The sequence below is a fragment of the Merdimonas faecis genome (assembly GCF_001754075.1).
GTDB lineage: Bacteria > Bacillota > Clostridia > Lachnospirales > Lachnospiraceae > Merdimonas > Merdimonas faecis.
This window is the reverse complement of sequence record NZ_MIEH01000030.1, coordinates 1-22,775: the sequence shown is the minus strand read 5'-3', so window position 1 is coordinate 22,775 and position 22,775 is coordinate 1. Positions and strand designations below refer to the sequence as shown.

Below are 22,775 nucleotides of genomic sequence, written 5' to 3'. Positions count from 1 at the left end.
ATCCCCAGGCGCCTCTCAGCCTCTTTTTTGAGCGCCCTCTCTGTCAGGAAAAGTCCTTGCATACTCCTCTTCATCTGTGCCTTTACGTATAAACTAATGAATATCATAGCCATCCACCCCCGGTTTGTCAAGGATTTTAGGGAATTTTAGGAATTCTTAAGTATCTGTCCGGCCATAAGCGGGGATTTCTCAGGCGCATACGTCAAAAGCCGGACTATACAGTGCGTCTGAGCTGTGAGACTGAATATGTACGCTTCTAAAACCACTTTACTTTTCTTTTCCGCTCCGTTATTTTAATAGTAAAAAGGGGTTCATCCCTGATGAAAGGAGTCTGAAAACTATGAAAATACTGATCCTGGACGGAAGTCCCCATCCAAACGGAACCACCTCTCTTCTGCGGAAGGCTTTTGCAGAAGGTGCCTTGAGTGCAGGCCATACCGTGGATACCTTTCATACCGCAAAAGAGGATCTCCACCCCTGCCTTGGCTGTAACCACTGCCGGAATACCGGGGATGGCTGCGTCTACAAGGACGGTATGGAGAAGCTGAATCCACTGCTTCTTATGGCCGACTGCGTGGTCTTTTCCACTCCTCTCTATTATTTTGGCATGAGCGCACAGATTAAAATGGCTATCGACCGTTTTTTTGCCAATAATCAGGTCCTCCGGGCGCAGAAAAAGCAGGCAGTGCTGCTGGCAGCCTGCGGAGATACGGATTCCTGGGCCTTAGATGCCCTGGATGCACATTATCATGCTGTCTGTCATTACCTGCATTGGGAAAACGCAGGGGAAGTGAACGCCATCGGCATGTACACGCCCGCCGACATCGAGGGCTCGGCTTACCTGGAGGAAGCGCGCGCCCTCGGCCGGAGCCTGAAAGGTGAGTAGGCCAAGGAAAATATGGAAAATGTCTTTAGATCAGGCCTAGGCTTCTTAGCAGGAACAGCCAGCCGGTCAGGGTAAACGCACTGAACAGCGTGGTCAGCATGACGGTGCTGGAGGTCAGCACTCCCTCATGTCCCATATTCCTTGCCATAACATAACAGCTGACCGTCGTTGCCGATCCCAGCATCACCAGGATCGCCACCAGCTCTTCCTCCCGGAAGCCAAATGCTATGGCCACAGGCAGAAAGATCACGCAGAAACCGACAAGCTTCATAACAGATGCTACGATCGCCGGCCGCCCTTTCTGTACCGCTTTCTGGATATCAAAGGAGGCGCCCATGGCCATCAGCCCCAGGGGCGTCGCCATACTGGCGATATTTCCGATAGTCTTTCCTGGGATACCAGAGAGCGGCAGCCCAAGCGCTGACCACAGAAGGCCGGCCACGATTCCCAAAATGATCGGATTGGTCACAATTCCAGTCATTGTTCTTTTTACCACTGTTTTATCGAGGCCTTGCTGTCCCGGCCGGAACACGGACAGCACCACCACAGCCATCATATTGTAGAGCGGTACGCTTCCGATGATCATCAACGGCCCCATCCCTGCCGAACCATAAATATTCTGGATAAATGCAATCCCAAGAAGCGCCGCGCTGCTGCGGTAAGAGGCCTGAATAAATTCACCGCGGATCGCCCGATCCTTCCAAAGCATGGAAATCCCTGCACATAGCAGAATCGAAAGAAGTGTTGCCACAAAACAGAACAACACAAACTTTACGTTCCAGATCTGAGAAAAATCCACCGTCGCCAGATCCTCAAACACCAAAAGCGGCAGCGGCACCCGGAACACAAACTGATTCAATTTCGAGGCAAACGCCTCGTCGATCCATCCGATCCTGCGGAACACAAGTCCCAGAACCATTAGTAAAAACACCGGAATCGTCGCATTTAAGCTGAAAATAAGGTTATCCACAAATTATCCACATTCCTTTCCTTGACTTTCATTGGGGACGGGGGATTTCTAGAAATCCCCCGTCCCCAGAAACTTTTTTGTGTACAGGTGATAGTCTTCATCTTTAAACACATTAAATATCACCCGTTTTATCCCCGATTTCATCAGGTACTTATCCACATTTTCCACAGCAATCTTTGCCGCAAGCTTATTGGGGAAATGGAATTCTCCAGTGGAGAGGCAGCAAAAAGCAATGGAAGAAAGCTGGTTCTTTTCTGCCAGGCGCAGACAACTTAAGTAGCAGGAAAGAAGCTCCTCTTCCTGCTGTCTGGTGACCTGCATTCCTACGATGGGCCCGACGGTATGGATCACGTGCTTTGCCAGCAAGTTGTAACCGCCGGTGATCTTTGCTTTTCCGACAGGCTCTTCTTTTCCCTGCGCTTCCATTAATTCAGCACATTCATTGCGAAGCTGGATTCCTGCGGCGGAATGGATGGCATTGTCAATACAGCCGTGGCAGGGGACGAAACATCCCAGCATCTCGCTGTTGGCTGCATTAACAATGGCGTCTGCCCGCAGCCTGGTGATATCCCCCTGCCAAAGGCAGATACGGTCAGGATTTCGAAGCTCCGCCTCCGGATACTGCTCTGCCACGGTCGGAAGACTGTCTACATCTACGATTCCTTTTTCCGCCAGCTCTTCCTTCAGAAGCGCATCCTGGATTTCATAAAACTTGTCAGACGCTTCCATCGGCCAGCGCACATTCATCAGACTCCGCAGAAGCCGGCGTTTTTCCACAAGGTTCACCGGTTCCTGGATTGCCGCATAGCCGGCGTTCTCTTTTTTCAGATACTGGATCAGCCAGTCTATTTTTTCTTCTCTTGTCATGGTTTCCCTTTCCAGATTTTATTTCAAATTTTTTCCCTTCTTTATATATGGAAGGATCGCTCTGTACGCCTCATACAGTTCTTCATAGGACGTCCGGCAGTTGGCAGGGCTGGTGGATGGCAGGCAGACTGCCGGGATACCGGTTTTCGGATAGCAATGCCTTTTATAAAGTTGTGCTGCCTTTGCTCCTGTGGCAAATACAGCCTGGATGTCCGCATGCTTTAAGATCACATCCATATCGTTGGGAACTGGGTTGCGGATACTGCCATCCTCCGCGCCCCGGATTTCACAGGAAGCCAGCACATCCCACACGGCAATATGGTTCCGGAGGGCAAATGCGATTTTCTCTTCTTTCGTCTCCGGATAGGGTTCTCCGCAGACAGCGGATACCACCTTCCAGAAACGGTTCCTTGGATGGCCGTAATAGAACCCAACCTCCCGGGACTTAGGCGACGGCATGGTCCCCAGCATCAGCACCCGGGATGTTTCATCAAATATTGGCTTAAATTCATGAGTCACCTGCGTGATTTCCATTTTTCTTCTGCCCTCTTTTCGTCAATCTGTGTCTTATCATAGCACAGTTTGCTTGCGGGAATCCAGTGATTATGATAAGGTGGTGGCAGGAAATCGAAAACAGGAGGCGGTAAAAACTTATGATAACAATCGAAATACCTGGATACCGGACACTTTGTCTTCAAAATCTGCTATTGGATTATAACGGAACGATCGCACTGGACGGAGAAATCCCGGAACCGGTCAGGGAACAGCTCCTGAGGCTTTCGGAAGAAGTTGATATCTACGTGCTGACAGCAGATACTCATGGTACTGCCGCCCAAATATGCGCAGATCTTCCGGTGACGATCCGTACATTTCCCACCGGAGCCGCCATGCAGGAAAAGCACCGGATTCTCCGGGAGCTGGGCGAGGATTCCTGCGCCGCCATGGGAAACGGGCGAAATGATCTTTTGATGTGCCGGGACGCCGCACTGTCTGTAGCGGTCATCGGCCCGGAAGGCGCTCATGGCCGTTTACTCTCTGACGCGGATGTGTGCGTTACTTCCATAAATGACGGGCTGGATCTGCTCTTAAAGCCCAAGCGGTTGATCGCTTCTCTGCGGGGCTAATTTCAGACATTGTGAAAATATAATCTTTGATTGTCGGCTTATCTGCCTTATGATATAATTTATTCAATAACGTACTGACCACAAAGGGTCACACCTGCGTGAGAAGGCGCTTGGATAGATCGATGATTCGGCAGTCATTTTGTCCTTTTACAGGCGAAAGACGGCTTTCTTTCAGACCTTAAGACCTGGTGCTTTCACGCACCAGGTCTTTTTGCGGTTTTAGGAGGCGGTCTATGGACGATTTACAACAGTTGGTTCAAAAATTACAAAATACGCGGCATCTGGAAAAAGAAGAATGGGCCGCACTGATCCGCGGACGCACAGACAGTCTTGCCGAATATGTATTTTCACTGGCAAGAAAGGAACGGCACCAACATTACGGGCATGACGTCTATATCCGCGGTCTCATTGAATTTACAAATTATTGTAAAAATGACTGCTATTACTGCGGAATACGAAAGAGCAATGCGGGGGTTATGCGCTACCGTCTTGGCGAGGAACAGATTCTTTCCTGCTGCAGCGCCGGATATGCCCTTGGTTTTCGGACATTTGTCCTCCAGGGCGGCGAGGATGGCTGGTTTACAGACGAACGTATGGTCCGCATCGTCGGCGCCATCAAGTCCCGTTTTCCTGACTGCGCTGTGACACTTTCCATCGGAGAGCGTTCGAAGGAGAGCTACCAGGCCCTCTTTCAGGCCGGGGCGGACCGATATCTTCTGCGGCACGAAACATTTAATGCCGCCCACTATTCCTTGCTCCATCCTTCATCCCTGACAGCTGCTTCCCGCCAGAAATGCCTCTGGACTCTGAAGGATATCGGCTATCAGGTGGGTGCCGGATTTATGGTGGGCGCTCCCGGGCAGACGCCGGAATACCTGGCCGAAGACCTTTTATTTCTGGAAAAACTTAGGCCCCATATGGTAGGGATCGGACCTTTCATCCCCCATCATGCCACCCCATTTGCGGGGGAGCCCGCCGGAACACTTGAAGAAACGCTGTTTCTTTTAGGACTGATCCGCCTTCTCCTTCCAAAAGTCCTGCTGCCCGCCACCACGGCGCTTGGCACCATCGCACCAAACGGGCGGGAGCTCGGCATCCTTTCTGGCGCCAATGTCATCATGCCCAATCTTTCCCCTGCCGATGTGCGGGAAAATTATACGCTTTACGATAACAAGCTTTGCACCGGAGCAGAGGCAGCGGCCGGCATACAGGAGCTGAAGGACCGGATGTGCGCCATCGGATACCAGATCGTAACAGACCGGGGCGACTCCCGGATGTAAATTTGAAATACATTTTTTAATTTATAAATATAAGGAGGATTTGTATCATGTACGATGTAAATTCAAAACACGCCGATGATTTTATCAATCACGAAGAAATTGTGGAGACACTGGCCTACGCAGATGAAAACAAGGATAATCTGCCGCTGATCGAGTCTCTCATTGAAAAGGCCGCAAAACGCAAAGGGCTTTCCCACCGGGAGGCGTCCGTACTCCTTGCCTGTCAGGATCCGGAGATGAATGAAAAAATCTTCCGTCTGGCGGAACAGATCAAAAAAGATTTTTACGGAAACCGGATTGTATTATTTGCGCCGCTGTATCTTTCCAACTACTGCATCAACGGCTGCACTTACTGTCCTTACCACTTAAAGAACAAACACATTCCCCGTAAAAAGCTGAGCCAGGAGGATATCCGCCGGGAGGTCATTGCCCTGCAGGATATGGGACATAAAAGACTGGCCCTGGAAGCCGGCGAGGATCCGGTCCACAATACCATGGAATATTATCTGGACTGTATCAACACCATCTACAGCATTAAACACAAAAATGGCGCGATCCGCCGGGTAAATATCAACATTGCCGCCACCACTGTAGACGATTACCGTCTCTTAAAAGAAGCGGGCATCGGCACCTATATTCTGTTCCAGGAGACCTACCACAAGGAAAGCTATCTGGAGCTGCATCCCACAGGGCCAAAGCACAACTATGATTATCATACGGAGGCCATGGACCGGGCTATGGAAGGCGGTATCGATGATGTGGGCTTAGGCGTTCTCTTTGGTTTGGACAAATACCGCTATGAATTTGCCGGACTTCTCATGCACGCTGAGCATCTGGAGGCTGCGTTTGGCGTAGGCCCGCACACCATCAGCGTGCCCAGGCTCCGCAATGCAGATGACATTGACGCCAGTGCATTTACCAACGGCATTGACGATGATACCTTTGCCAAGATCGTTGCCTGTATCCGGATCGCCGTACCTTACACCGGCATGATCATTTCTACCCGGGAAAGCCAGAAGGTGCGGGAGCGCGTCCTCCATCTTGGCATCTCTCAGATCAGCGGCGGCTCCCGCACCAGTGTGGGCGGCTACTGCGAACCAGAACCGGAAGACGAGCGCTCTGAGCAGTTCGACGTTATCGACACCCGTACCCTGGATGAGGTCGTACGCTGGCTCATGGAGATGGACTACATCCCCAGCTTCTGTACCGCCTGCTATCGGGAAGGCCGCACCGGCGACCGCTTTATGTCCCTGTGCAAGAGCGGCCAGATCCAGAACTGCTGCCATCCAAATGCACTGATGACCCTGGAAGAATACCTGATGGATTATGCCTCTCCGGAGACCAAAGCCATCGGCGACCGGCTCATCGACAAAGAGGTGCTGAACGTGCCCAACGAAAAAGCCCGGGCAGTCGTTGTGGAAAACTTACGGTTAATTCGGGAAAACAACAGAAGAGACTTTCGCTTCTAGCATTGGGGACGGGGGATTTTCAGAAATCCCCCGTCCCCAATGAAAAGTTATCCACACTATCCACATTTTATCCACAAGGAGGTTCTTCTCATGAGTTTAAATTCTACTCCTTCTTCTGAGCGGACTCACATCGGTATCTTCGGGAAACGCAATGCAGGCAAGTCCAGCCTGATCAATGCCATGACGGGCCAAAGTCTTGCGATTGTCTCAGATGTCAAAGGCACCACCACGGATCCGGTATTAAAATCCATGGAGCTTCTGCCTTTAGGCCCCGTTGTTATCATTGACACGCCGGGGCTTGACGACGAAGGGGTTCTGGGTGAGCTCCGGATCCAGAAGGCCTATCAGATGCTGAACAAGACGGACATTGCTGTTCTGGTGGTCGATGGAACGATCGGCATGACGAAAGAGGACGTCAAAATCCTGGAGCGTATCCGGGCAAAGGAGATTCCTTATCTCATCGTGCTGAATAAAGCAGATTTGGTCGAGGAGCCGGCTCCTGTCCTTTCGCAAATACAAAATGATTACCATATAGATCCTGCGTCTGTCCTGTGGGTCAGCGCGGCCGCTCCTTCCGGCACAGCCGACGACATTTACCAGCTAAAAGAACGCATTGCCGCCCTGGCGCCGGCAGAAGGCCCGGCCCAGCCCATTGTCGGAGACCTGATCCAGCCTTCGGATTTTGTCGTCCTCGTCGTCCCCATTGACAAAGCCGCGCCAAAAGGCCGCCTGATTCTGCCGCAGCAGCAGACGATCCGCGACATTCTGGATTCAGACGCAGTCTCGGTGGTCGTAAAAGAAAATGAGCTGAAAAACGTGCTGCAGACGCTGGGCCGAAAGCCCTCTCTTGTCATTACGGACAGCCAGGTATTTGCAAAGGTGTCAGCCGATACTCCAACGGACATTCCTTTGACTTCCTTCTCCATCCTGTTTGCCCGCTACAAGGGAAACCTGGACACCCTGGTAAACGGCGCCCGCATGCTGGACCGGCTGCAGGACGGCGATACCGTGCTCATCTCAGAGGGCTGTACCCATCACCGCCAATGCGATGACATCGGAACAGTCAAACTCCCCCGCTGGATCCGGGAGCATACCGGCAAGCAGCTGAATTTTGAGTTTACCAGCGGAACCGAATTTCCCGCCGCGCTCGACCGCTTCCGGATGATCATCCACTGCGGCGGCTGCATGCTAAATGAACGGGAAATGAAGTACCGGATCCGCTGCGCCGAGGACGCCCAGATTCCCATCACGAATTATGGAACAGCCATTGCCTATATGCAGGGGATTTTAGAGCGAAGCATCCAGATCTTCCAGCGCTGACTGCCCGCCAGACACATGTGATCTGGTATGGCTTACAAAGCCAAAACTGGGTATTTGAGAAAAGACAGATTCGCTGTATGATAGAAATTAGAAAGGAGTTTTTCCTATGAAACATACAGCTATGACGATTTTATATGAACTACATGATAATCTTTATATCAATCTGACCAACCGCTGCCCATGTTCCTGCACCTTCTGCCTGAGGCAGAACCGGGAAGATATGGGAACCTCCGATTCCCTGTGGCTGGAGCACGAGCCTTCTTTTGAAGAAGTAGCGGCAGAATTTGAGAAATTTGACATGAACCGTTACCATGAGATTGTATTCTGCGGATTCGGTGAGCCCACAGAAGCATTAGACGTTTTATTAAAAACAGCACATTTCATCAAAGAACATTGGGAAAAGCCAATCCGCATCAACACAAACGGACTGGGAAATCTCATCCATGGGCGAGACATTACACCTTCCTTCGAAGGCCTGATCGATACCCTTTCCATCAGTCTGAATACACCGGATCCGCAAAAATATTACTGGCTTGTACGCCCCAGGTTCGGCGAAATCTCTCACAATGCTATGCTGGAATTTGCACGGAACAGCAAAAAGTATGTTCCAAATGTTGTGCTGACCACTGTTTCCACTACTCTCACTTCGGACGAAGAGGAGCAGTGCCGCAGGATCTGCCAGGATCTTGGCGTAACCTATCGCATCCGTCCCTTCGAAAATTAGTGCATTAAGCTGGTCAGAGTCTTACCTGACCAGCTTTACTTTTTGCCCCAGCAGACCTCCCATATCCGTCACATCCAAGTAGCCCATATGCCCCATAAGCGCTGCCGAGCGCCGGCTTCTCGCCCCGCTGAGGCAGTAAACATAAACAGGGGCTTCCTGATCCGGAATCACCGAGCCTATCTTCTTTAGCTCATGCAGCGGAAGGTTGATGCTGCCTTCGATATGACCCTCTTTATATTCCTCCGGAGTACGCACATCCAAAAAGATACTCCCTTCCCTCTTCTTCGCCTCCGAAATATATTCCTGAATCGATTTCTCTGGTCCTTTTGAAAATAACTTCATTACCTGTTCCCTCCTAAATCTCTGCTTATGAAATACTTTATCTATCAACTATTGTTCTGATGGTTTCAGTATAACACACCCTCTGCTTTTCTCCGTGACAAAGTCACGCTCACTTCCATCGGGGACAGGGACAGATGCAAATGGGGACAGGGCAAAACGCAGATGGGGACACCGGCAAATGCAAATGGGGACGTACACTTTTGCAAAAAGTGTACGTCCCCATTTATACTGCCCCCAGCACTTCGCCGATCGGCGCCGCGATCACAAGCTCCGCCCCTACTTCTCTTGCCGTGGCGCCTTTGTTGATGACTACCAGATGACGGCCACGGAAGTAATCGATGAAGCTGGCTGCCGGATAGACTGCCAGTGAAGTGCCGCCGATGATCAGAGTATCTGCATTTGCGATGGCGTAAACGCTCTGGCGGATCACATCCTGATCCAGTCCTTCTTCATAGAGCACCACATCCGGCTTGATCACGCCGCCGCACTCGCAGCGTGGAATCCCCTTTGATGCCTTCACATAAGCGGCGTCGTAAAATTTGCCGCATTTCTGACAGTAGTTGCGATGGATGCTGCCGTGGAGCTCCAGCACGTTTTTACTGCCTGCCGCCTGATGAAGCCCATCAATGTTCTGAGTGATAACGGCGGTAAGTTTCCCTTCCTGCTCAAGCCTTGCCAGTGCCTGGTGGGCGGGATTTGGCTTTGCGTCCAGCGCCATCATCTTATCCTTGTAAAATTCAAAAAACACCTCTGGATTCCGTACAAAAAAGGTGTGGCTGATAATCTCCTCCGGCGGATAACTGTATTTCTGCCGGTACAGGCCGTCCTCGCTCCTGAAATCCGGGATCCCGCTTTCCGTGGATACCCCTGCCCCGCCAAAAAATACTATGCTTTTACTTTCATCAATGATTTCCTTCAACCTTTTGATCTCTTCCTCGTACATTTTCTGCCTCCTTCTGGCTGTAGCCGGTAAAGAATTCCTCCAGCGCGTCCAAAGTCTTAAGAAGCACCGGCAGCTCATTCTCATCCAGCTTGTCCAGGATGGCCCGGGTCATCTGGCGGTGATAATCCTCATGGTGACGGTAGGCCCTCACACCTTTGGCAGTCAGCTTTACATAAACGACTCTGCGGTCTTCTTCGCTTCTTCTGCGCTCTACATACTTTTTGTTGACCAGACTATTCATGGCAGTAGTCAGAGACCCCATCGTAATATTCAGTTTCTTTGCAATGGAGGACATATTACCTCCGGATCCCAGCCCGATGGCCTCGATCACGTGCATGTCGTTGTTGGAAAGGTCCTTAAACTCTTCTGTGATAATCGCCTTTTCCTCCAGCTCCCAGATCTCATTGATCAGACTCACTAATGTGTGGTTGATCAATTCATACGCATCCTTCATTTTGATTGCCTCTTTCTATCGTCTCTTTTTACCTGCCATTTTCATTCCTACATTTATTATACTCTTCCCGGCACGAGAGAATCAATGACTTCCTTTACTGTCTCCATCCGTTCTGCCTTCCATGCGTCTGCCCCGCAGAACAGAAGCGCCTCATCAAGATCTCCTTTGGCCGCATGGATCAAAGCATCCGTGATACAATACGGGATATTGGCCGGATCACATTTGTGCAGACATCCGTGACAGGGGGTATGGGGAATCTTCTCGCCTGACGCCACCCGCTCGATAAACCGGTTCCTGATAGCCCGTCCCGGCATCCCCACCGGGCTTTTTGTGATCACTACATCCTCTTCTTTTATCTGAAGATATGCTTTTTTATACCGGATATCCGCATCACATTCCTTTGTGGTGATAAACCTCGTTGCCACCTGAATGGCATCTGCTCCAAGCGAAAATGCGTGGTCCGCCGCCTGTCTGTCTGAAATACCGCCTCCAAGCGCCGTGGGAATTTTTGTTCCGTAACGCTCCTCATAACCTCTGACAACCGAAAGGATCTTTCTTACCTCTTCGTCATAACGCACCGCACGACTGTTTGAGGCACACTCCGGCACACTGTCACAAGGCAGTTCCTGCTGGTAAAACGCAAGTTCCTCCGGCTGAAATCCCAGATGCCCCCCGGCCTTTGGTCCTTCGATCACCAGAAGATCCGGAATCCTGTGGTATTTTCGATCCCAGTATTTTAAAATTACGGCTGCCGACTTGGCCGTAGACACGATAGGTGCAATCTTTACATCCGAATCCTGTACGATCTTTGGGAGATCTGTAGGAAGACCTGCGCCGGAAACGATCAGATCCGCACCTGCATCAACAGCCGCATGCACGTAATCCTCATAGCCCCGCATGGCGACCATGATATTAAATCCGATCAGGCCTTCCGGAGCGATCCTTCTTGCCTTTTCATATTCAGTTTTTACGGCTCTTAGATTGGCCTTTTTGGGATTTTTATCAAAGTCCGGCTCCCGGAAACCAATTTGGGCGGCAGAGATAATCCCTATGCCGCCCTCCTTTGCCACCGCACCGGAAAGACCGCCAAGGCTGATCCCGATTCCCATTCCTCCCTGGATAATGGGAACCTGTGCCACTTTCTTTCCTATCCGCAATGGTTTTCTATCCATAAATAAATCTCCTACTGTTTACATCTGACGGAACCTCTGGTATCTGCGCTCCGTAATTTCTTCCGCAGTCAATGCTCCGTATTGCCCGATAAACTCCCGGATCTTTTCATCCATTTCCCGGGTAACTTCCTTCAGATTCTGTACTGTATAATGGGACGGCTCCAGGAACACATGCTCCACCATCCCCAGCTCATACAGGTCTCCCGCGGTCAGCTTCATTACTTCTGCCGCTTCCTTTGCCTTGCTGCTGTCTTTCCACAGGATACTTGCAAATCCTTCCGGTGACAGAATGGAATAAATGGAATTCTCCAGCATCCACACCTCATCGGCAACTGCCATGGCAAGCGCTCCGCCGCTTCCCCCTTCACCGATGACGATAGAAAGCACCGGAACGGTTAAGCCTGACATTTCAAACAGATTCCTTGCGATGGCTTCACCCTGGCCCCGCTCCTCTGCTTCCAATCCGCAGAAGGCTCCCGGCGTATCCACAAAGCAGATTACCGGGCGGCCGAATTTTTCCGCCTGTTTCATCAGCCGGAGCGCCTTCCGGTAACCGTCCGGCGAAGGCATGCCGAAGTTATGTTCAATATTTTCTTTCGTATTCGTCCCTTTTTCCTGGGCGATCACCGTCACCGGCATGCCGTGGAAATAAGCAATTCCTCCAATGATAGCACGGTCGTCCCGGTAATAGCGGTCTCCGTGAAATTCCATAAAGTCCGTAAATAAGGCGTGGATATAATCGCTGCCCACCGGCCGGTCCTTCATCCGCGAGATCTGCACCCGGTCCCAGGCTTCTGCCACCTGGTTGTGAAGCTTAAGTCCATCCCGCGCATCCGATGCTCCCGCCTGACCATTGCCTGCTCCTTCTGGCAGCTCCTTTTCACCATCTTCTGCCGCCTCAGAAGCAGTACCCTCCAGAGTCCTCTCCAGAACGCTGTCCCTGCTGTGCATCCGCAGGATTTCTCCCAGGGTCTCCCGAAGCTTCGGTCTTTCTACGATGGCATCCACAAATCCGTGCTCCACCAGGAATTCTGCCCGCTGGAAACCTTTTGGAAGCTTCTGTCCAATAGTCTGTTCGATGACTCTTGGGCCTGCAAATCCGATGAGGGCTCCCGGCTCAGCCAGGATAATGTCTCCCAGCATAGCAAAGCTTGCGGTCACGCCCCCGGTCGTTGGGTCTGTCAGTACCGTTACGTAGAGAAGCCCTGCATCACTGTGGCGTTTCAGCGCCGCTGACGTCTTTGCCATCTGCATCAGGGAAACGATCCCCTCCTGCATCCTGGCTCCTCCGGAACAGGTAAACAAAATCACCGGCAGCTTTTCTCTGGTCGCCCGTTCCACGGCTCTGGTAATCTTTTCTCCGACTACCTCGCCCATGCTGGACATCATGAAACGGCCGTCACAGACGCCGATCACCGTGTCCTGCCCCTGGATCTTTACTTTTCCGGTGACTACAGCTTCCTCAAGTCCGGTTTTCTCCTGAAGATGTGCGATTTTTTCTTCGTAGCCTTTGTAGTGGAGTGGGTTACGGGTACAAAGACCTTTGTCCCATTCCTCGAAGGTTCCTTCGTCACCCACCATCTCAATCCGGCGGTAGGCATGAACCCGGAAATACCCTCCGCATTTTGGACAGATATAATATCCCTTTTTTACGTCCTCGGCAATGATGGCGCCGCCGCATTTGTTACATTTCCGAAGAAGCCCTTCCGGCACCTCCGGCCCTCTGTGGTTCAGCGCAATATAAGATTTTCTGGCAGAGGATAATCTGGTTTTTTTAAACACATTATCTAGCTTCATAGGACTTCACCTTCTAAATCAGTCTATAATCTTTCGATAAATTCAATGTCAACGTTTCCAGAACGGTAATCCGGATGGTTCAGGATTTCATACTGGTAATCTACGTTGGTGTCGATTCCTTCGATGATCACCTCACCCAAGGCGCTTTGCATTTTGCGGATAGCTTCCTTTCTGTTCTTCGCCCAAACGATCAGCTTTGCTACCATAGAATCATAGTAGGGCGGAATCGTATATCCGCTGTAAATAGCTGCATCGATCCGGATCCCCTTGCCTCCTGGCAAATACATGTCTGTAATGGTCCCCGGAGACGGCCGGAAGCCCTTTGCCGGATTTTCCGCATTGATCCGGCACTCAATCGCATGGCCGGAAAGATGCACATCTTCCTGCCTGTAGGACAGCTCCTCTCCGGAAGCGATCCGGATCTGCTCCTTTACCAGGTCAATGCCGGTCACCCATTCGGTTACCGGGTGCTCTACCTGGATCCGGGTATTCATTTCCATAAAATAAAAATTCCCGTTCTTTTCCAGCAGAAATTCGATTGTCCCCGCATTTTCATAATGAGAAGCCTTTGCCGCTTTTACAGCTGCCTCCCCCATCTTTTCCCGCAGATTTTCATCAAGCGCCGGAGACGGCGATTCCTCGATCATTTTCTGGTGATTTCTTTGGATGGAGCAGTCACGCTCTCCTAAATGAATCACATTTCCGTATTTGTCAGCCAGGATCTGAAACTCGATATGTCTGGGACGCTGTACAAAATGTTCGATATACATGGTATTATCGCCGAAAGCCATCTGGCTTTCTTTTTGTGCGGTCTGGAAGCTCTGTGCAAACTCTTCCGGAGTATTCGCCACTCGCATTCCTTTTCCGCCTCCGCCAAGGGCCGCCTTTATGATGACCGGATAGCCGATCTCATCTGCAGCCTTTGCTCCGGTTTCCACATCGTAAATGGGCTCCTTGCTTCCCGGTATCACAGGGACGCCTGCGGCGATCATCGTATTCCTTGCTTCCTGCTTATTCCCCAGGCTTGCGATCACTCTGGAATTTGGCCCGATAAAGGTAATATTGCACTGTTCACACAGCTCTGCAAACTTACTGTTTTCTGACAGGAAACCAAATCCCGGGTGGATGGCATCCGCTCCACTGATGATCGTAGCGCTTAATATCCTGTCCATACTCAGATAGCTCTCGGAAGAAGGCGCCGGCCCGATACAGACCGCTTCATCCGCCAGCTTGGTATGGAGCGCTTCTTTGTCTGCCTCAGAGTAAACAGCAACTGTTTCAATTCCCATTTCCCGGCATGCCCGGATGATGCGGACTGCAATCTCTCCGCGGTTTGCGATCAATACTTTTTTTATCATGATTTCCCCACCTATCCAATCATAAAGGTCAGTTCTGCGCTGACAACGGTCTTTCCGTCTACGCTTGCGATAGCTTCGCCGACTCCCACAGGACCTTTCTGCTTAATGATCTTTGTCTCTAAGCGGACTTTATCGCCCGGCACGATCTTCCCTTTAAATTTACATTTATTAATGCCGCCAAAATATGCGATCTTACCGCGGTTTTCTTCCATACTTAAGATCGCCACCGCACCTACCTGGGCCAGTGCCTCTACCGTCAGAACTCCCGGCATGACCGGCTCCTGCGGAAAGTGCCCTGCAAAAAACTCTTCTCTGTAAGAAACACACTTATATCCCACGGCATACTGTCCTGGCTCGTAATCCTCAATATAATCGATCAACAAAAAAGGATGTCGGTGGGGAATGATTTCTTTAATCTGGTTGATGTCTAAATGCTTCATACTTTCCTCCTGCTCTACGGCAATTTCCTCTGCCGCCCTATACAATACGGAACAGCGGCTGGCCGTACTCTACCGGCTGACCGTTCTCTACCAGAATCTCTGCCACTTTTCCGTCAAAATCACTCTCTATCTCGTTCATCAGCTTCATAGCTTCCACGATGGCAAGTGTCTGCCCTTTTTTTACGGCGTCACCCACTGACACGAACGGGGCCGCATCCTCTGACGGGGCTGCGTAAAAGGTTCCTACCAGCGGGGATGTGACAATGTTGCCCTCCTTCTCCGCAGACGGATCAGCCGTTATCTGTTCCGGCGTCTCTGCTCCTGCTGTTTCCACTCCTCCCGGTATCTCTCCTGCCAAAGCGGATCCAGATGCCGGAAAGGAACCAGGCGCAAACATCTGCGGCATAGACGGCGCAGAGACCACCTTAACCTTGCCTTCCTTTTTTGTCAGCTGTATTTTTACACCATTTTCTTCATACTTTAATCCGGTCAGAGATGAATCTGAAACGGCATTGATCAGTTTGATAAGATTTTCAAATTCCATATTTCCAGATCCTTTCTACCCTTCGTATTTCTTTAACAACAGGGTGGCATTATGTCCGCCAAATCCTAAGGAATTGGTCAGTACATAGTTTACGTCTTTCTCTACCGGCGCTCCGATGGCATAGTTCAGATCACATTCCTCATCTGCCTCGCGTGTTCCCATCGTCTGGTGGATGAAACCATCCTGGATGGTTTTGACACAGGCGATAAATTCTACGCCGCCGGCCGCTCCAAGGAGATGACCGATCATGGATTTGGTGGAGTTCACCACTACATCCTTTGCCGCGTCGCCCAGCGCCAGTTTAATGGCTCTGGTCTCAAACAGGTCATTATGATGGGTACTGGTGCCGTGTGCATTGATATAGTCTACCTGAGACGGCTCGATGCCCCCTTCTTCCATGGCAAGCTCCATCGCTTTGGCCGCGCCGCTGCCGTCTTCTGCAGGAGATGTAATGTGGTAGGCGTCTCCGGTAGCCCCGTATCCCACAAGCTCTGCATAGATCTTTGCTCCTCTTGCCTTTGCGTGCTCCAGTTCCTCCAGGATCACCACCCCGGCTCCTTCGCCCAGTACAAAGCCGTCTCTGTCTTTGTCAAAGGGAATGGATGCCCGAAGAGGATCCGTAGAAGCGGAAAGCGCTGTCAGGCTGGTAAATCCTGCCACTCCAGTCGGACAGATACAGCTTTCGGTACCTCCGGCCGCAATGATATCCGCATCACCGTACTGGATAGCTCTTAAAGCGTCTCCGATACAGTTGGTTCCTGTAGCACAGGCTGTTACCACGTTGGTACATTTCCCTTTAAATCCCAGCTGGATAGACACATTTCCTGCTGCCATATTAGAGATCATCAGCGGCACCATCAAAGGATTCACCTTTGACGGTCCCTTGGTCATGATCTTTTCATAATCCTTCTCCACTTCCTGAAGACTTCCGATCCCGGATCCAATGATCACGCCTGCCCGGTAGGGATCTTCCTTGGAAATGTCAAGCCCTGCGTCCTCATAAGCTTCCCTTGCTGCCGCAACCGCATACTGAGAAAACGGCTCCATACGTCTGGACGCTTTGAAGTCCATGCGCTCTTTTGCAACAAAGCCTTTGACTTCTGCAGCAATCTTTACTTTATAGTCTGTCGTATCGAATTTGGTGATCTCTCCGATCCCGACTTTTCCTTCCTTGATGCTGTTCCAGAACTCATCCACCGTATTTCCGATCGGGGTAACGGCGCCAAGCCCTGTCACTACCACTCTTCTTTTCATAGAAACTATCCTTTCATAAATATAGAGGTTCGTTAGGTCTGCTACATGACCATACCTCCGTCTACGTGCAGCACCTGTCCGGTGATGTACCTGGCTTCTTCAGACGCAAGAAATGCTGCTGCTGCCGCCACATCCTCCGGCTTTCCGAAATGTCCCAGCGGGATCTGCGCTTCGGACGCTTCTTTCACTTTATCGGAAAGTACGTCTGTCATATCGGTCTCAATAAATCCCGGCGCGATGGCATTGACCGTAATTCCCCGGGATGCCAGTTCTCTTGCCGCCGCTTTGGTAAGCCCGATCACGCCTGCCTTGGAAGCCGCGTAATTGGCCTGCCCGGCATTGCCGCTGACGCCTACGACGGAGGACATATTGATGATCCGTCCGCCTTTTTGCCTCAGCATCTGTCTGGATGCAAAACGGATGGTATTGAAGGCACCCTTCAGGTTTGTGTCCAACACCTTATCAAAATCCTCTTCCGACATTTTCATTAACAGGCCGTCCTTCGTGATCCCGGCATTGTTGACCAGGATGTCCAGACTTCCCTCTTCTTTGATGACCGTCTGGATAAAGGTTTCACAGGCTGTATAATCGGACACGTCACACTGGTAAACTTCTGCCTGTCCGCCTGCCGCCTCGATCTCACTTTTTACAGCCTCGGCTTTTTCTTTTGATCCGTTATAATTGATGATGACTTTTGCGCCTTCCCGGGCCAGCTTACAGGCAATCGCCTTTCCGATCCCTCTGGACGCGCCGGTCACCAGCGCTACCTTTCCTGCTAACATGAAGCCTCCATTTCCGCAGCCACCTTTTCAATATCAGAAAGAGCTGCTATGTTGTATACTTTCACTTCTTTATTGATCTTCTTCATAAATCCGGCCAGGGTACGCCCAGGTCCGATCTCAATGAAGGTGTCCACGCCGTCTGCGATCATAACCTCCATGCTCTGCATCCAGCGCACCGGAGAGCTGACCTGCTCTTTCAAAAGCTCTTTGGTCCGGCTGATATCAGAGATGATCTCTGTCGTCACGTTTGTCACATACGGGATCTTAAGCTCACTTAAGCTGACCTCCTGAAGCTCCTTCATCAACTCTTCTCCTGCCGGCTTTAACATCGGCGAATGGAACGGTCCGCTGACGTTTAACATCACCGTCCGTTTTGCCCCTGCTTCCATTAAAGCCTCCGCTGCCTTTTCCACACCGGCCTTTTCCCCGGTAATCACAATCTGTCCCGGGCAGTTATAGTTGGCGATCGTCACCCCGTCGATGGGCTCTGTCACTTCCTCGATCTTCGCCGCATCCATGGCCATAACCGCACACATGGCACCTTCTCCTGCCGGTACGGTGTTCTGCATCAGGATCCCCCGTTTTCTCACCAGACGGATGGCGTCGATCTCCGTCATCCCGCCTGCTGCCGCAATGGCAGAATATTCTCCCAGGCTTAATCCGGCGGTCATATCTGCATGGATCCCGTGCTCCTCTACGACTCTTGTCATGGCAAGCGTGGTGGTTACCAGCGCCGCCTGTGTATATTCGGTCAGGTCCAGTTTATCGTTTTCCTCAAAACAGAGTGCCTTCATATCCAGTCCCAGTGCGTCGCTTGCCTGGTCAAACAGTTCTCTTGCGGACGGGCAGTTCTCATAAAAATCTGCTCCCATACCTGCTTTCTGCGCTCCCTGTCCGGGATAGATAAATGCGATCTTACTCATAAAAACCTGCTCCTTTTATCAATGCATCGGTCTCTTTTACCAGCTTTGTAATCAGCTCTTTACAGGACATTCTCTCTTTTACCATACCTGCGATCTGTCCTGCCATCACGCTTCCGTTCTTCACATCACCGTCTACTACGGCTTTTCTTAATCCGCCAAGCGTGAGTTTCTCAAGTTCTTCAAAGCTTGCACCGTTGTTTTCCAATTCTAAGTATTTCTTGGTCATATCATTGCGAAGCGCCCGTACCGGATGTCCGGTGGTTCTTCCTGTCACACGGGAATCAATGTCCTTCGCCTTGATGATCCTCTCTTTGTAGTTTTCATGCACCTGGGATTCGTCTGTGACTACGAAATGCGTTCCCATCTGCACGCCTTGTGCTCCCAGCATAAATGCTGCTGCAATCCCGCGTCCGTCTGCGATACCGCCTGCGGCGATAACCGGGATATTTACTGCATCCACTACCTGCGGAACCAGTACCATTGTTGTGTTTTCTCCAATGTGTCCGCCTGCTTCGCTTCCTTCTGCCACCAGGGCGTCAGCTCCGCAGCGCTCCATCCTTTTTGCCAGGGCGACAGAAGCAACGACCGGAATCACCTTTACGCCTGCTTCCTTCCACATCGCCATATATTTCTCCGGATTGCCGGCTCCGGTCGTCACAACTTTTACACCCTCTTCTGCAACGACCTTTGCCACCTCATCCGCATATGGGCTCATCAGCATGATGTTGACCCCGAACGGCTTATCGGTCAGCTTTTTCGCCTCACGGATCTGATCTCTCACCCAGTCTGCCGGGGCGCTGGCCGCACCGATCAGTCCCAGGCCGCCAGCTTCCGATACAGCTGCTGCCAAATGGTATTCTGCCACCCAGGCCATTCCTCCCTGGATGATTGGATATTCGATTCCTAATAATTTCGTTACTTCTGTCTTCATCTTTCAAACCCCGCTTTTCATTCTTTCTAAGTTTTAAAGTTTCTGAATTATTCTTTGTGAGATTCAATATAGGAAATAACGTCGCCTACGGTTGCGATCTGCTCCAGATCCTCGGTTGGGATCTCGATATCGTACTCTTCTTCCAGAGCCATTACAAGCTCAAAAAGGTCCAGGGAATCTGCTCCCAGGTCGTCCTTAAAGGAAGACTCCTCTGTGATGCTTCCTGCGTCTACTCCTAAATTTTCTGCCACCATTTCTTTGATTTTTTCAAACATTTCTTTGTCTCCTCTTTCATTCATACTTTTTTATTCTTTCATTTCTATGATAAACTGCCGGAGCAGTTTATTCCCTTTTTGCGCTTTCCTTATTTCCACTCCAGGATGGAAGCGCCCCAGCTTAAGCCTGCTCCAAATCCTGCCATTACAATTTTTCTTCCCTTTTCGAGCTTTCCGTCACGGTTCAGTTCATCCAGAAGGATCGGGATACTGGCGGATGAGGTATTGCCATATTCCTGAAGATTCATCGGGAATTTCTCAATAGGCTCTCCCAACCGCTTTGCCACGGCCTCTACGATCCTCCGATTCGCCTGGTGAAGGATGTAACAGGAAATGTCTTCCTGCGCCACCTGGTTTTTCTCCAGCACCTCTTCCACCGCCTGCGGCACACTCCTTACAGCAAATTTGAACACTGCCTGGCCGTCCATCTGCATGGAATATTCCGACGCTGCCATGTTCTCCGGCTCCAGTTTTCTTGTCAGGCCATTATGATCATGACGGCTTTTGCAGGTCAGGGCTTCTCCCTTTGCCCCGTTGGAATGTGTCACCGGAAGATAATGTCTGCCCTCTCCCGCACGGATCACCGCTGCTCCGGCCCCGTCGCCAAACAAGATGCAGGTTCCCCGGTCGCTCCAGTTGGTCAGATTGGAAAGGCTTTCACTTCCGATCACCAGAGCTGTCTGGTACACGCCGCTTTCCAGGTAAGCCACAGCCGTGTTATACCCCAGCAAAAATCCGGTACAGGCCGCATTGAGGTCGAAACATGTGGCATGATCCGCCCCCAGTATCTTTTGCACCTCGCAGGCCGCACAGGGAAGGATTACATTGGAAGAAATGGTAGATACCAGGATCAGATCCACATCCTTCGCATCCACGCCCGCATCCGCAAGCGCAAGACGCCCGGCTTCAGCCGCCATCGACACCGTAGTCTCTTCCTCAATGATGTGGCGCCGCACCACGCCGGTCCTCTCCCGGATCCACTCGTCGCTGGTCTCCACTAGTTTTGCGATATCATTGTTGTCCATTGAATAGGGCGGTACATAAGACCCCGTCCCACATATGATTCCTGTCATAAGTATTCCCCTATATTGATTTGACTTTCAATTATTTTGACTTTCAAAGTATATCTCAGGCAGACGGGGATGTCAATAGGGGACGTACACTTTTTGCAAAAGTGTACGTCCCCTATTGCGTTTGCCGGTGTCCCCATCTGCGTTTTGCCCTGTCCCTTTTTGCATTTTCCCCTGTCCCCATCCGCAAAAATTCCCGGCTGTTCTGACACATCCAGTCAAAACAGCCGGGAATCCGACTCTTATCCATATGAACTTATATAAAAAAATGAAAGACTGAACATTCCTCTTTCCTGCCTCTGCTACTGCACGACCGCATAAGGCTTTCTCTTAAAAATCTCTTTTGCTTTTGCGTCTACTTTTGATTCCATGATGTAGTAGGATCTCATCATATCTGCTTTGATTCTCTTTCGGCTTCTGCGCTCTTTCTGCATCATCATCAACCTCCACAATCTGTAAAAGTTTTGTTGAGATAAGCCTAACACAAAATTGTGATAAAAGAATGAAGCTTAAGTGAAATCCAGGTAAAAGTTCCTCTGTCTCTTTACTGGAGGATCGCCTTTACTTCGCCCGGCGAGATTCCCGTTTCCTCCGCAATCTCCTGTTCCGATCTTCCCTGTGCCGATAGGCGGAAGATCGTCTTTGCCAGGGTTATCCCCTCTTCCACTGCGTCCTGATACCATTCTTCCATTGCCTGACACATATTTATCTTCTCCTCCTTCTGCAGTTCTTCCACTTCTTTTAGTCCCTTTTCCATATTTAAGAAGCTGCACAGTGCCTGATAGGTCTCCACATCTACACTGCTGAAATATGCTTCGTTCTTTTGTATATATTTCTGCAATTCCCTTTTTTGTTTTCTATATTTTAACATGCCCAGTACTTGTTGTAAATCTTCCGAGAATTTCTTCAGATATACTTCTTCCATATGGCCTGCATCGATCAAGTTCATCCTGTAATTGGGAATACATTTTCTCAATGCGTCTGTAATCTCCCTGTCACCGTCATCGGCGAACATTCCATACAAATCTACTGCACCGTCCCATTTCTTTTCATTATAATAAAACACCAGGGTGATGACCGGATAGATGACATCGTCTTTTCGAAATCCTGACAGATACTCCTCAGCCGTCAAAGACTGGCTCTCCTTCTCCTTACGATTCTTTCCATATCTGCGGCGCAGTTCACGGATCTGATCTGTATAGGTAACACCATCGTACAGCATACACCGCACCGGCATGGCATAATGGATCTTATCCTGAGATTCACAGGCCAGAATTGCCAGATCCGCTCCCTTCTTCCAGCGCTTAATAATATCCCTGCGCCGCTCCATTCCTTTTGTCTTTCCGCCTTTATCCGCAAGCAGGATATCTGTCTCCCGGTCCAGATTTTCCAGTTCTTCCGGCTTTATGACCTGCTGCCCGCCGAACACCACACCATTACATAGGCTGGCAAATCTTTCATTGTCCTCCAGCCACCTGTTAACTGCCACGTCTGCTTTTCCCATAGGCAAAACTCCTTTTCATTATTCTCTTTCATCAAAATCAGGGTTCTCTGGCTGAAATGCCATGAAAATCTATCCGGACTTTAGAATTTTTAAGATATATTAATCGTCCGGGAATCTGATGTAACCCCATCATATCACGGTGGGTTCCGGAAGGCAAGCTGAAACATCTACTCTTTCTTTAAACCACATAACAATGGGGAAGTCGGTTAATACCGAATTTTAGCCCCTAACACGAAGGGAAGAGACAATCCCAGAGAATTCAGACTTTTTTAGGATCTGAATTCTCTGTCGGATTGTCTCTTCCTTTTTCTCCCTCGTATTTTAGGTACACGGTAAACCATGAGTA

25 protein-coding genes and 1 other annotated feature (1 of these 26 running past the window's edge) are annotated in these 22,775 nt (G+C 50.5%); of the genes, 6 read left to right on the top strand and 19 right to left on the bottom strand.

All coding sequences use genetic code 11. From position 1 onward, the window contains the following. Positions 1 to 86: a binding site (T-box leader), on the bottom strand (it extends 152 nt beyond the left edge of the window). Positions 87 to 340: 254 nt separating this feature from the next. Beyond that, entirely contained in the window at positions 341 to 886 is a 546-nt protein-coding gene (locus tag BKD12_RS14900) for a flavodoxin family protein (protein WP_070090148.1), read from the top strand. A 25-nt stretch (positions 887 to 911) separates the two neighbouring features. Here the strand turns inward: BKD12_RS14900 and BKD12_RS14895 are convergent, their stop codons facing one another. Genes BKD12_RS14895 through BKD12_RS14885 form a run of 3 tightly spaced genes read right to left on the bottom strand, consistent with a single transcriptional unit; the run spans position 912 to position 3,257 of the window. Further along, positions 912 to 1,856, bottom strand: coding sequence for an AEC family transporter (locus BKD12_RS14895; protein ID WP_070090147.1), 945 nt, complete (start codon positions 1,854 to 1,856; stop codon positions 912 to 914). 48 nt (positions 1,857 to 1,904) lie between these two features. Beyond that, positions 1,905 to 2,723 carry a protein-ADP-ribose hydrolase gene (locus BKD12_RS14890; protein WP_070090146.1) on the bottom strand — a complete coding sequence of 273 codons (819 nt, stop codon included), beginning with the start codon at positions 2,721 to 2,723 and terminating at the stop codon, positions 1,905 to 1,907. 18 nt (positions 2,724 to 2,741) lie between these two features. Next, positions 2,742 to 3,257: a DNA-deoxyinosine glycosylase gene (locus BKD12_RS14885; protein ID WP_070090145.1), complete on the bottom strand. Its 516-nt coding sequence runs from the start codon at positions 3,255 to 3,257 to the stop codon at positions 2,742 to 2,744. A 119-nt stretch (positions 3,258 to 3,376) separates the two neighbouring features. Here BKD12_RS14885 and BKD12_RS14880 point away from each other — a divergent pair, with 119 nt between their 5' ends. The 5 genes from BKD12_RS14880 to BKD12_RS14860 all read left to right on the top strand — a co-directional run bounded on the left by BKD12_RS14880 (position 3,377) and on the right by BKD12_RS14860 (position 8,640). Further along, positions 3,377 to 3,847 carry an HAD family hydrolase gene (locus BKD12_RS14880; RefSeq protein ID WP_070090144.1) on the top strand — a complete coding sequence of 157 codons (471 nt, stop codon included), beginning with the start codon at positions 3,377 to 3,379 and terminating at the stop codon, positions 3,845 to 3,847. Between the two features lie 233 nt (positions 3,848 to 4,080). Next, positions 4,081 to 5,127: a [FeFe] hydrogenase H-cluster radical SAM maturase HydE gene (hydE, locus tag BKD12_RS14875; protein WP_070090143.1), complete on the top strand. Its 1,047-nt coding sequence runs from the start codon at positions 4,081 to 4,083 to the stop codon at positions 5,125 to 5,127. 47 nt (positions 5,128 to 5,174) lie between these two features. Further along, positions 5,175 to 6,596 carry a [FeFe] hydrogenase H-cluster radical SAM maturase HydG gene (gene hydG / locus BKD12_RS14870; RefSeq protein WP_070090142.1) on the top strand — a complete coding sequence of 474 codons (1,422 nt, stop codon included), beginning with the start codon at positions 5,175 to 5,177 and terminating at the stop codon, positions 6,594 to 6,596. 90 nt (positions 6,597 to 6,686) lie between these two features. Continuing rightward, positions 6,687 to 7,916 (top strand): [FeFe] hydrogenase H-cluster maturation GTPase HydF, encoded by a 1,230-nt coding sequence (hydF, locus tag BKD12_RS14865; RefSeq protein ID WP_070090141.1) that lies wholly within the window; start codon positions 6,687 to 6,689, stop codon positions 7,914 to 7,916. Between the two features lie 106 nt (positions 7,917 to 8,022). After that, positions 8,023 to 8,640, top strand: a complete 618-nt coding sequence (locus BKD12_RS14860) for a TIGR04100 family radical SAM protein (RefSeq protein ID WP_070090140.1) — start codon at positions 8,023 to 8,025, stop codon at positions 8,638 to 8,640. Between the two features lie 21 nt (positions 8,641 to 8,661). Here BKD12_RS14860 and BKD12_RS14855 read toward each other — a convergent pair whose 3' ends face one another. From BKD12_RS14855 to BKD12_RS14780, 16 genes are all read right to left on the bottom strand, one after another. Further along, a complete protein-coding gene (locus BKD12_RS14855; protein WP_070090139.1) occupies positions 8,662 to 8,982 on the bottom strand; it encodes a rhodanese-like domain-containing protein in 321 nt (106 codons plus the stop codon). A 223-nt stretch (positions 8,983 to 9,205) separates the two neighbouring features. After that, on the bottom strand, positions 9,206 to 9,925 hold the full coding sequence (locus tag BKD12_RS14850) for an NAD-dependent protein deacylase (protein ID WP_070090138.1): 720 nt from the start codon (positions 9,923 to 9,925) through the stop codon (positions 9,206 to 9,208). Next, positions 9,885 to 10,379: a MarR family winged helix-turn-helix transcriptional regulator gene (locus tag BKD12_RS14845; protein WP_070090137.1), complete on the bottom strand. Its 495-nt coding sequence runs from the start codon at positions 10,377 to 10,379 to the stop codon at positions 9,885 to 9,887. Before BKD12_RS14845 ends, BKD12_RS14850 begins: the two co-directional genes overlap by 41 nt. Before the next feature lie 56 nt (positions 10,380 to 10,435). After that, a complete protein-coding gene (locus BKD12_RS14840; protein WP_070090136.1) occupies positions 10,436 to 11,551 on the bottom strand; it encodes an NAD(P)H-dependent flavin oxidoreductase in 1,116 nt (371 codons plus the stop codon). Between the two features lie 18 nt (positions 11,552 to 11,569). Continuing rightward, the gene (locus BKD12_RS14835; protein ID WP_070090135.1) at positions 11,570 to 13,348 is read right to left on the bottom strand and encodes an acetyl-CoA carboxylase carboxyltransferase subunit alpha; all 1,779 of its coding nucleotides are present in this window, start codon (positions 13,346 to 13,348) and stop codon (positions 11,570 to 11,572) included. A 23-nt stretch (positions 13,349 to 13,371) separates the two neighbouring features. Then, positions 13,372 to 14,706 (bottom strand): acetyl-CoA carboxylase biotin carboxylase subunit, encoded by a 1,335-nt coding sequence (locus tag BKD12_RS14830; RefSeq protein WP_070090134.1) that lies wholly within the window; start codon positions 14,704 to 14,706, stop codon positions 13,372 to 13,374. An 11-nt stretch (positions 14,707 to 14,717) separates the two neighbouring features. Then, the gene (fabZ, locus tag BKD12_RS14825) at positions 14,718 to 15,146 is read right to left on the bottom strand and encodes a 3-hydroxyacyl-ACP dehydratase FabZ (RefSeq protein ID WP_070090133.1); all 429 of its coding nucleotides are present in this window, start codon (positions 15,144 to 15,146) and stop codon (positions 14,718 to 14,720) included. Between the two features lie 37 nt (positions 15,147 to 15,183). Next, on the bottom strand, positions 15,184 to 15,690 hold the full coding sequence (gene accB, locus BKD12_RS14820; protein WP_070090132.1) for an acetyl-CoA carboxylase biotin carboxyl carrier protein: 507 nt from the start codon (positions 15,688 to 15,690) through the stop codon (positions 15,184 to 15,186). Between the two features lie 15 nt (positions 15,691 to 15,705). Further along, entirely contained in the window at positions 15,706 to 16,944 is a 1,239-nt protein-coding gene (gene fabF, locus BKD12_RS14815; RefSeq protein ID WP_070090131.1) for a beta-ketoacyl-ACP synthase II, read from the bottom strand. A 41-nt stretch (positions 16,945 to 16,985) separates the two neighbouring features. Then, the gene (fabG, locus tag BKD12_RS14810) at positions 16,986 to 17,726 is read right to left on the bottom strand and encodes a 3-oxoacyl-[acyl-carrier-protein] reductase (protein ID WP_070090130.1); all 741 of its coding nucleotides are present in this window, start codon (positions 17,724 to 17,726) and stop codon (positions 16,986 to 16,988) included. Beyond that, positions 17,720 to 18,649, bottom strand: a complete 930-nt coding sequence (fabD, locus tag BKD12_RS14805) for an ACP S-malonyltransferase (RefSeq protein ID WP_070090129.1) — start codon at positions 18,647 to 18,649, stop codon at positions 17,720 to 17,722. Before fabD ends, fabG begins: the two co-directional genes overlap by 7 nt. Further along, positions 18,642 to 19,580 (bottom strand): enoyl-[acyl-carrier-protein] reductase FabK, encoded by a 939-nt coding sequence (gene fabK / locus BKD12_RS14800; protein WP_070090128.1) that lies wholly within the window; start codon positions 19,578 to 19,580, stop codon positions 18,642 to 18,644. The genes fabD and fabK overlap by 8 nt, the downstream gene beginning before the upstream one ends. Before the next feature lie 47 nt (positions 19,581 to 19,627). Then, the gene (gene acpP, locus BKD12_RS14795) at positions 19,628 to 19,855 is read right to left on the bottom strand and encodes an acyl carrier protein (RefSeq protein WP_070090127.1); all 228 of its coding nucleotides are present in this window, start codon (positions 19,853 to 19,855) and stop codon (positions 19,628 to 19,630) included. Between the two features lie 89 nt (positions 19,856 to 19,944). Next, positions 19,945 to 20,928: a beta-ketoacyl-ACP synthase III gene (locus tag BKD12_RS14790; RefSeq protein WP_070090126.1), complete on the bottom strand. Its 984-nt coding sequence runs from the start codon at positions 20,926 to 20,928 to the stop codon at positions 19,945 to 19,947. Between the two features lie 299 nt (positions 20,929 to 21,227). Continuing rightward, positions 21,228 to 21,362 carry a hypothetical protein gene (locus BKD12_RS17425; protein ID WP_278308606.1) on the bottom strand — a complete coding sequence of 45 codons (135 nt, stop codon included), beginning with the start codon at positions 21,360 to 21,362 and terminating at the stop codon, positions 21,228 to 21,230. Between the two features lie 107 nt (positions 21,363 to 21,469). Beyond that, the gene (locus BKD12_RS14780; RefSeq protein WP_070090124.1) at positions 21,470 to 22,429 is read right to left on the bottom strand and encodes an Rpn family recombination-promoting nuclease/putative transposase; all 960 of its coding nucleotides are present in this window, start codon (positions 22,427 to 22,429) and stop codon (positions 21,470 to 21,472) included. Between the last annotated feature and the right edge of the window lie 346 nt (positions 22,430 to 22,775).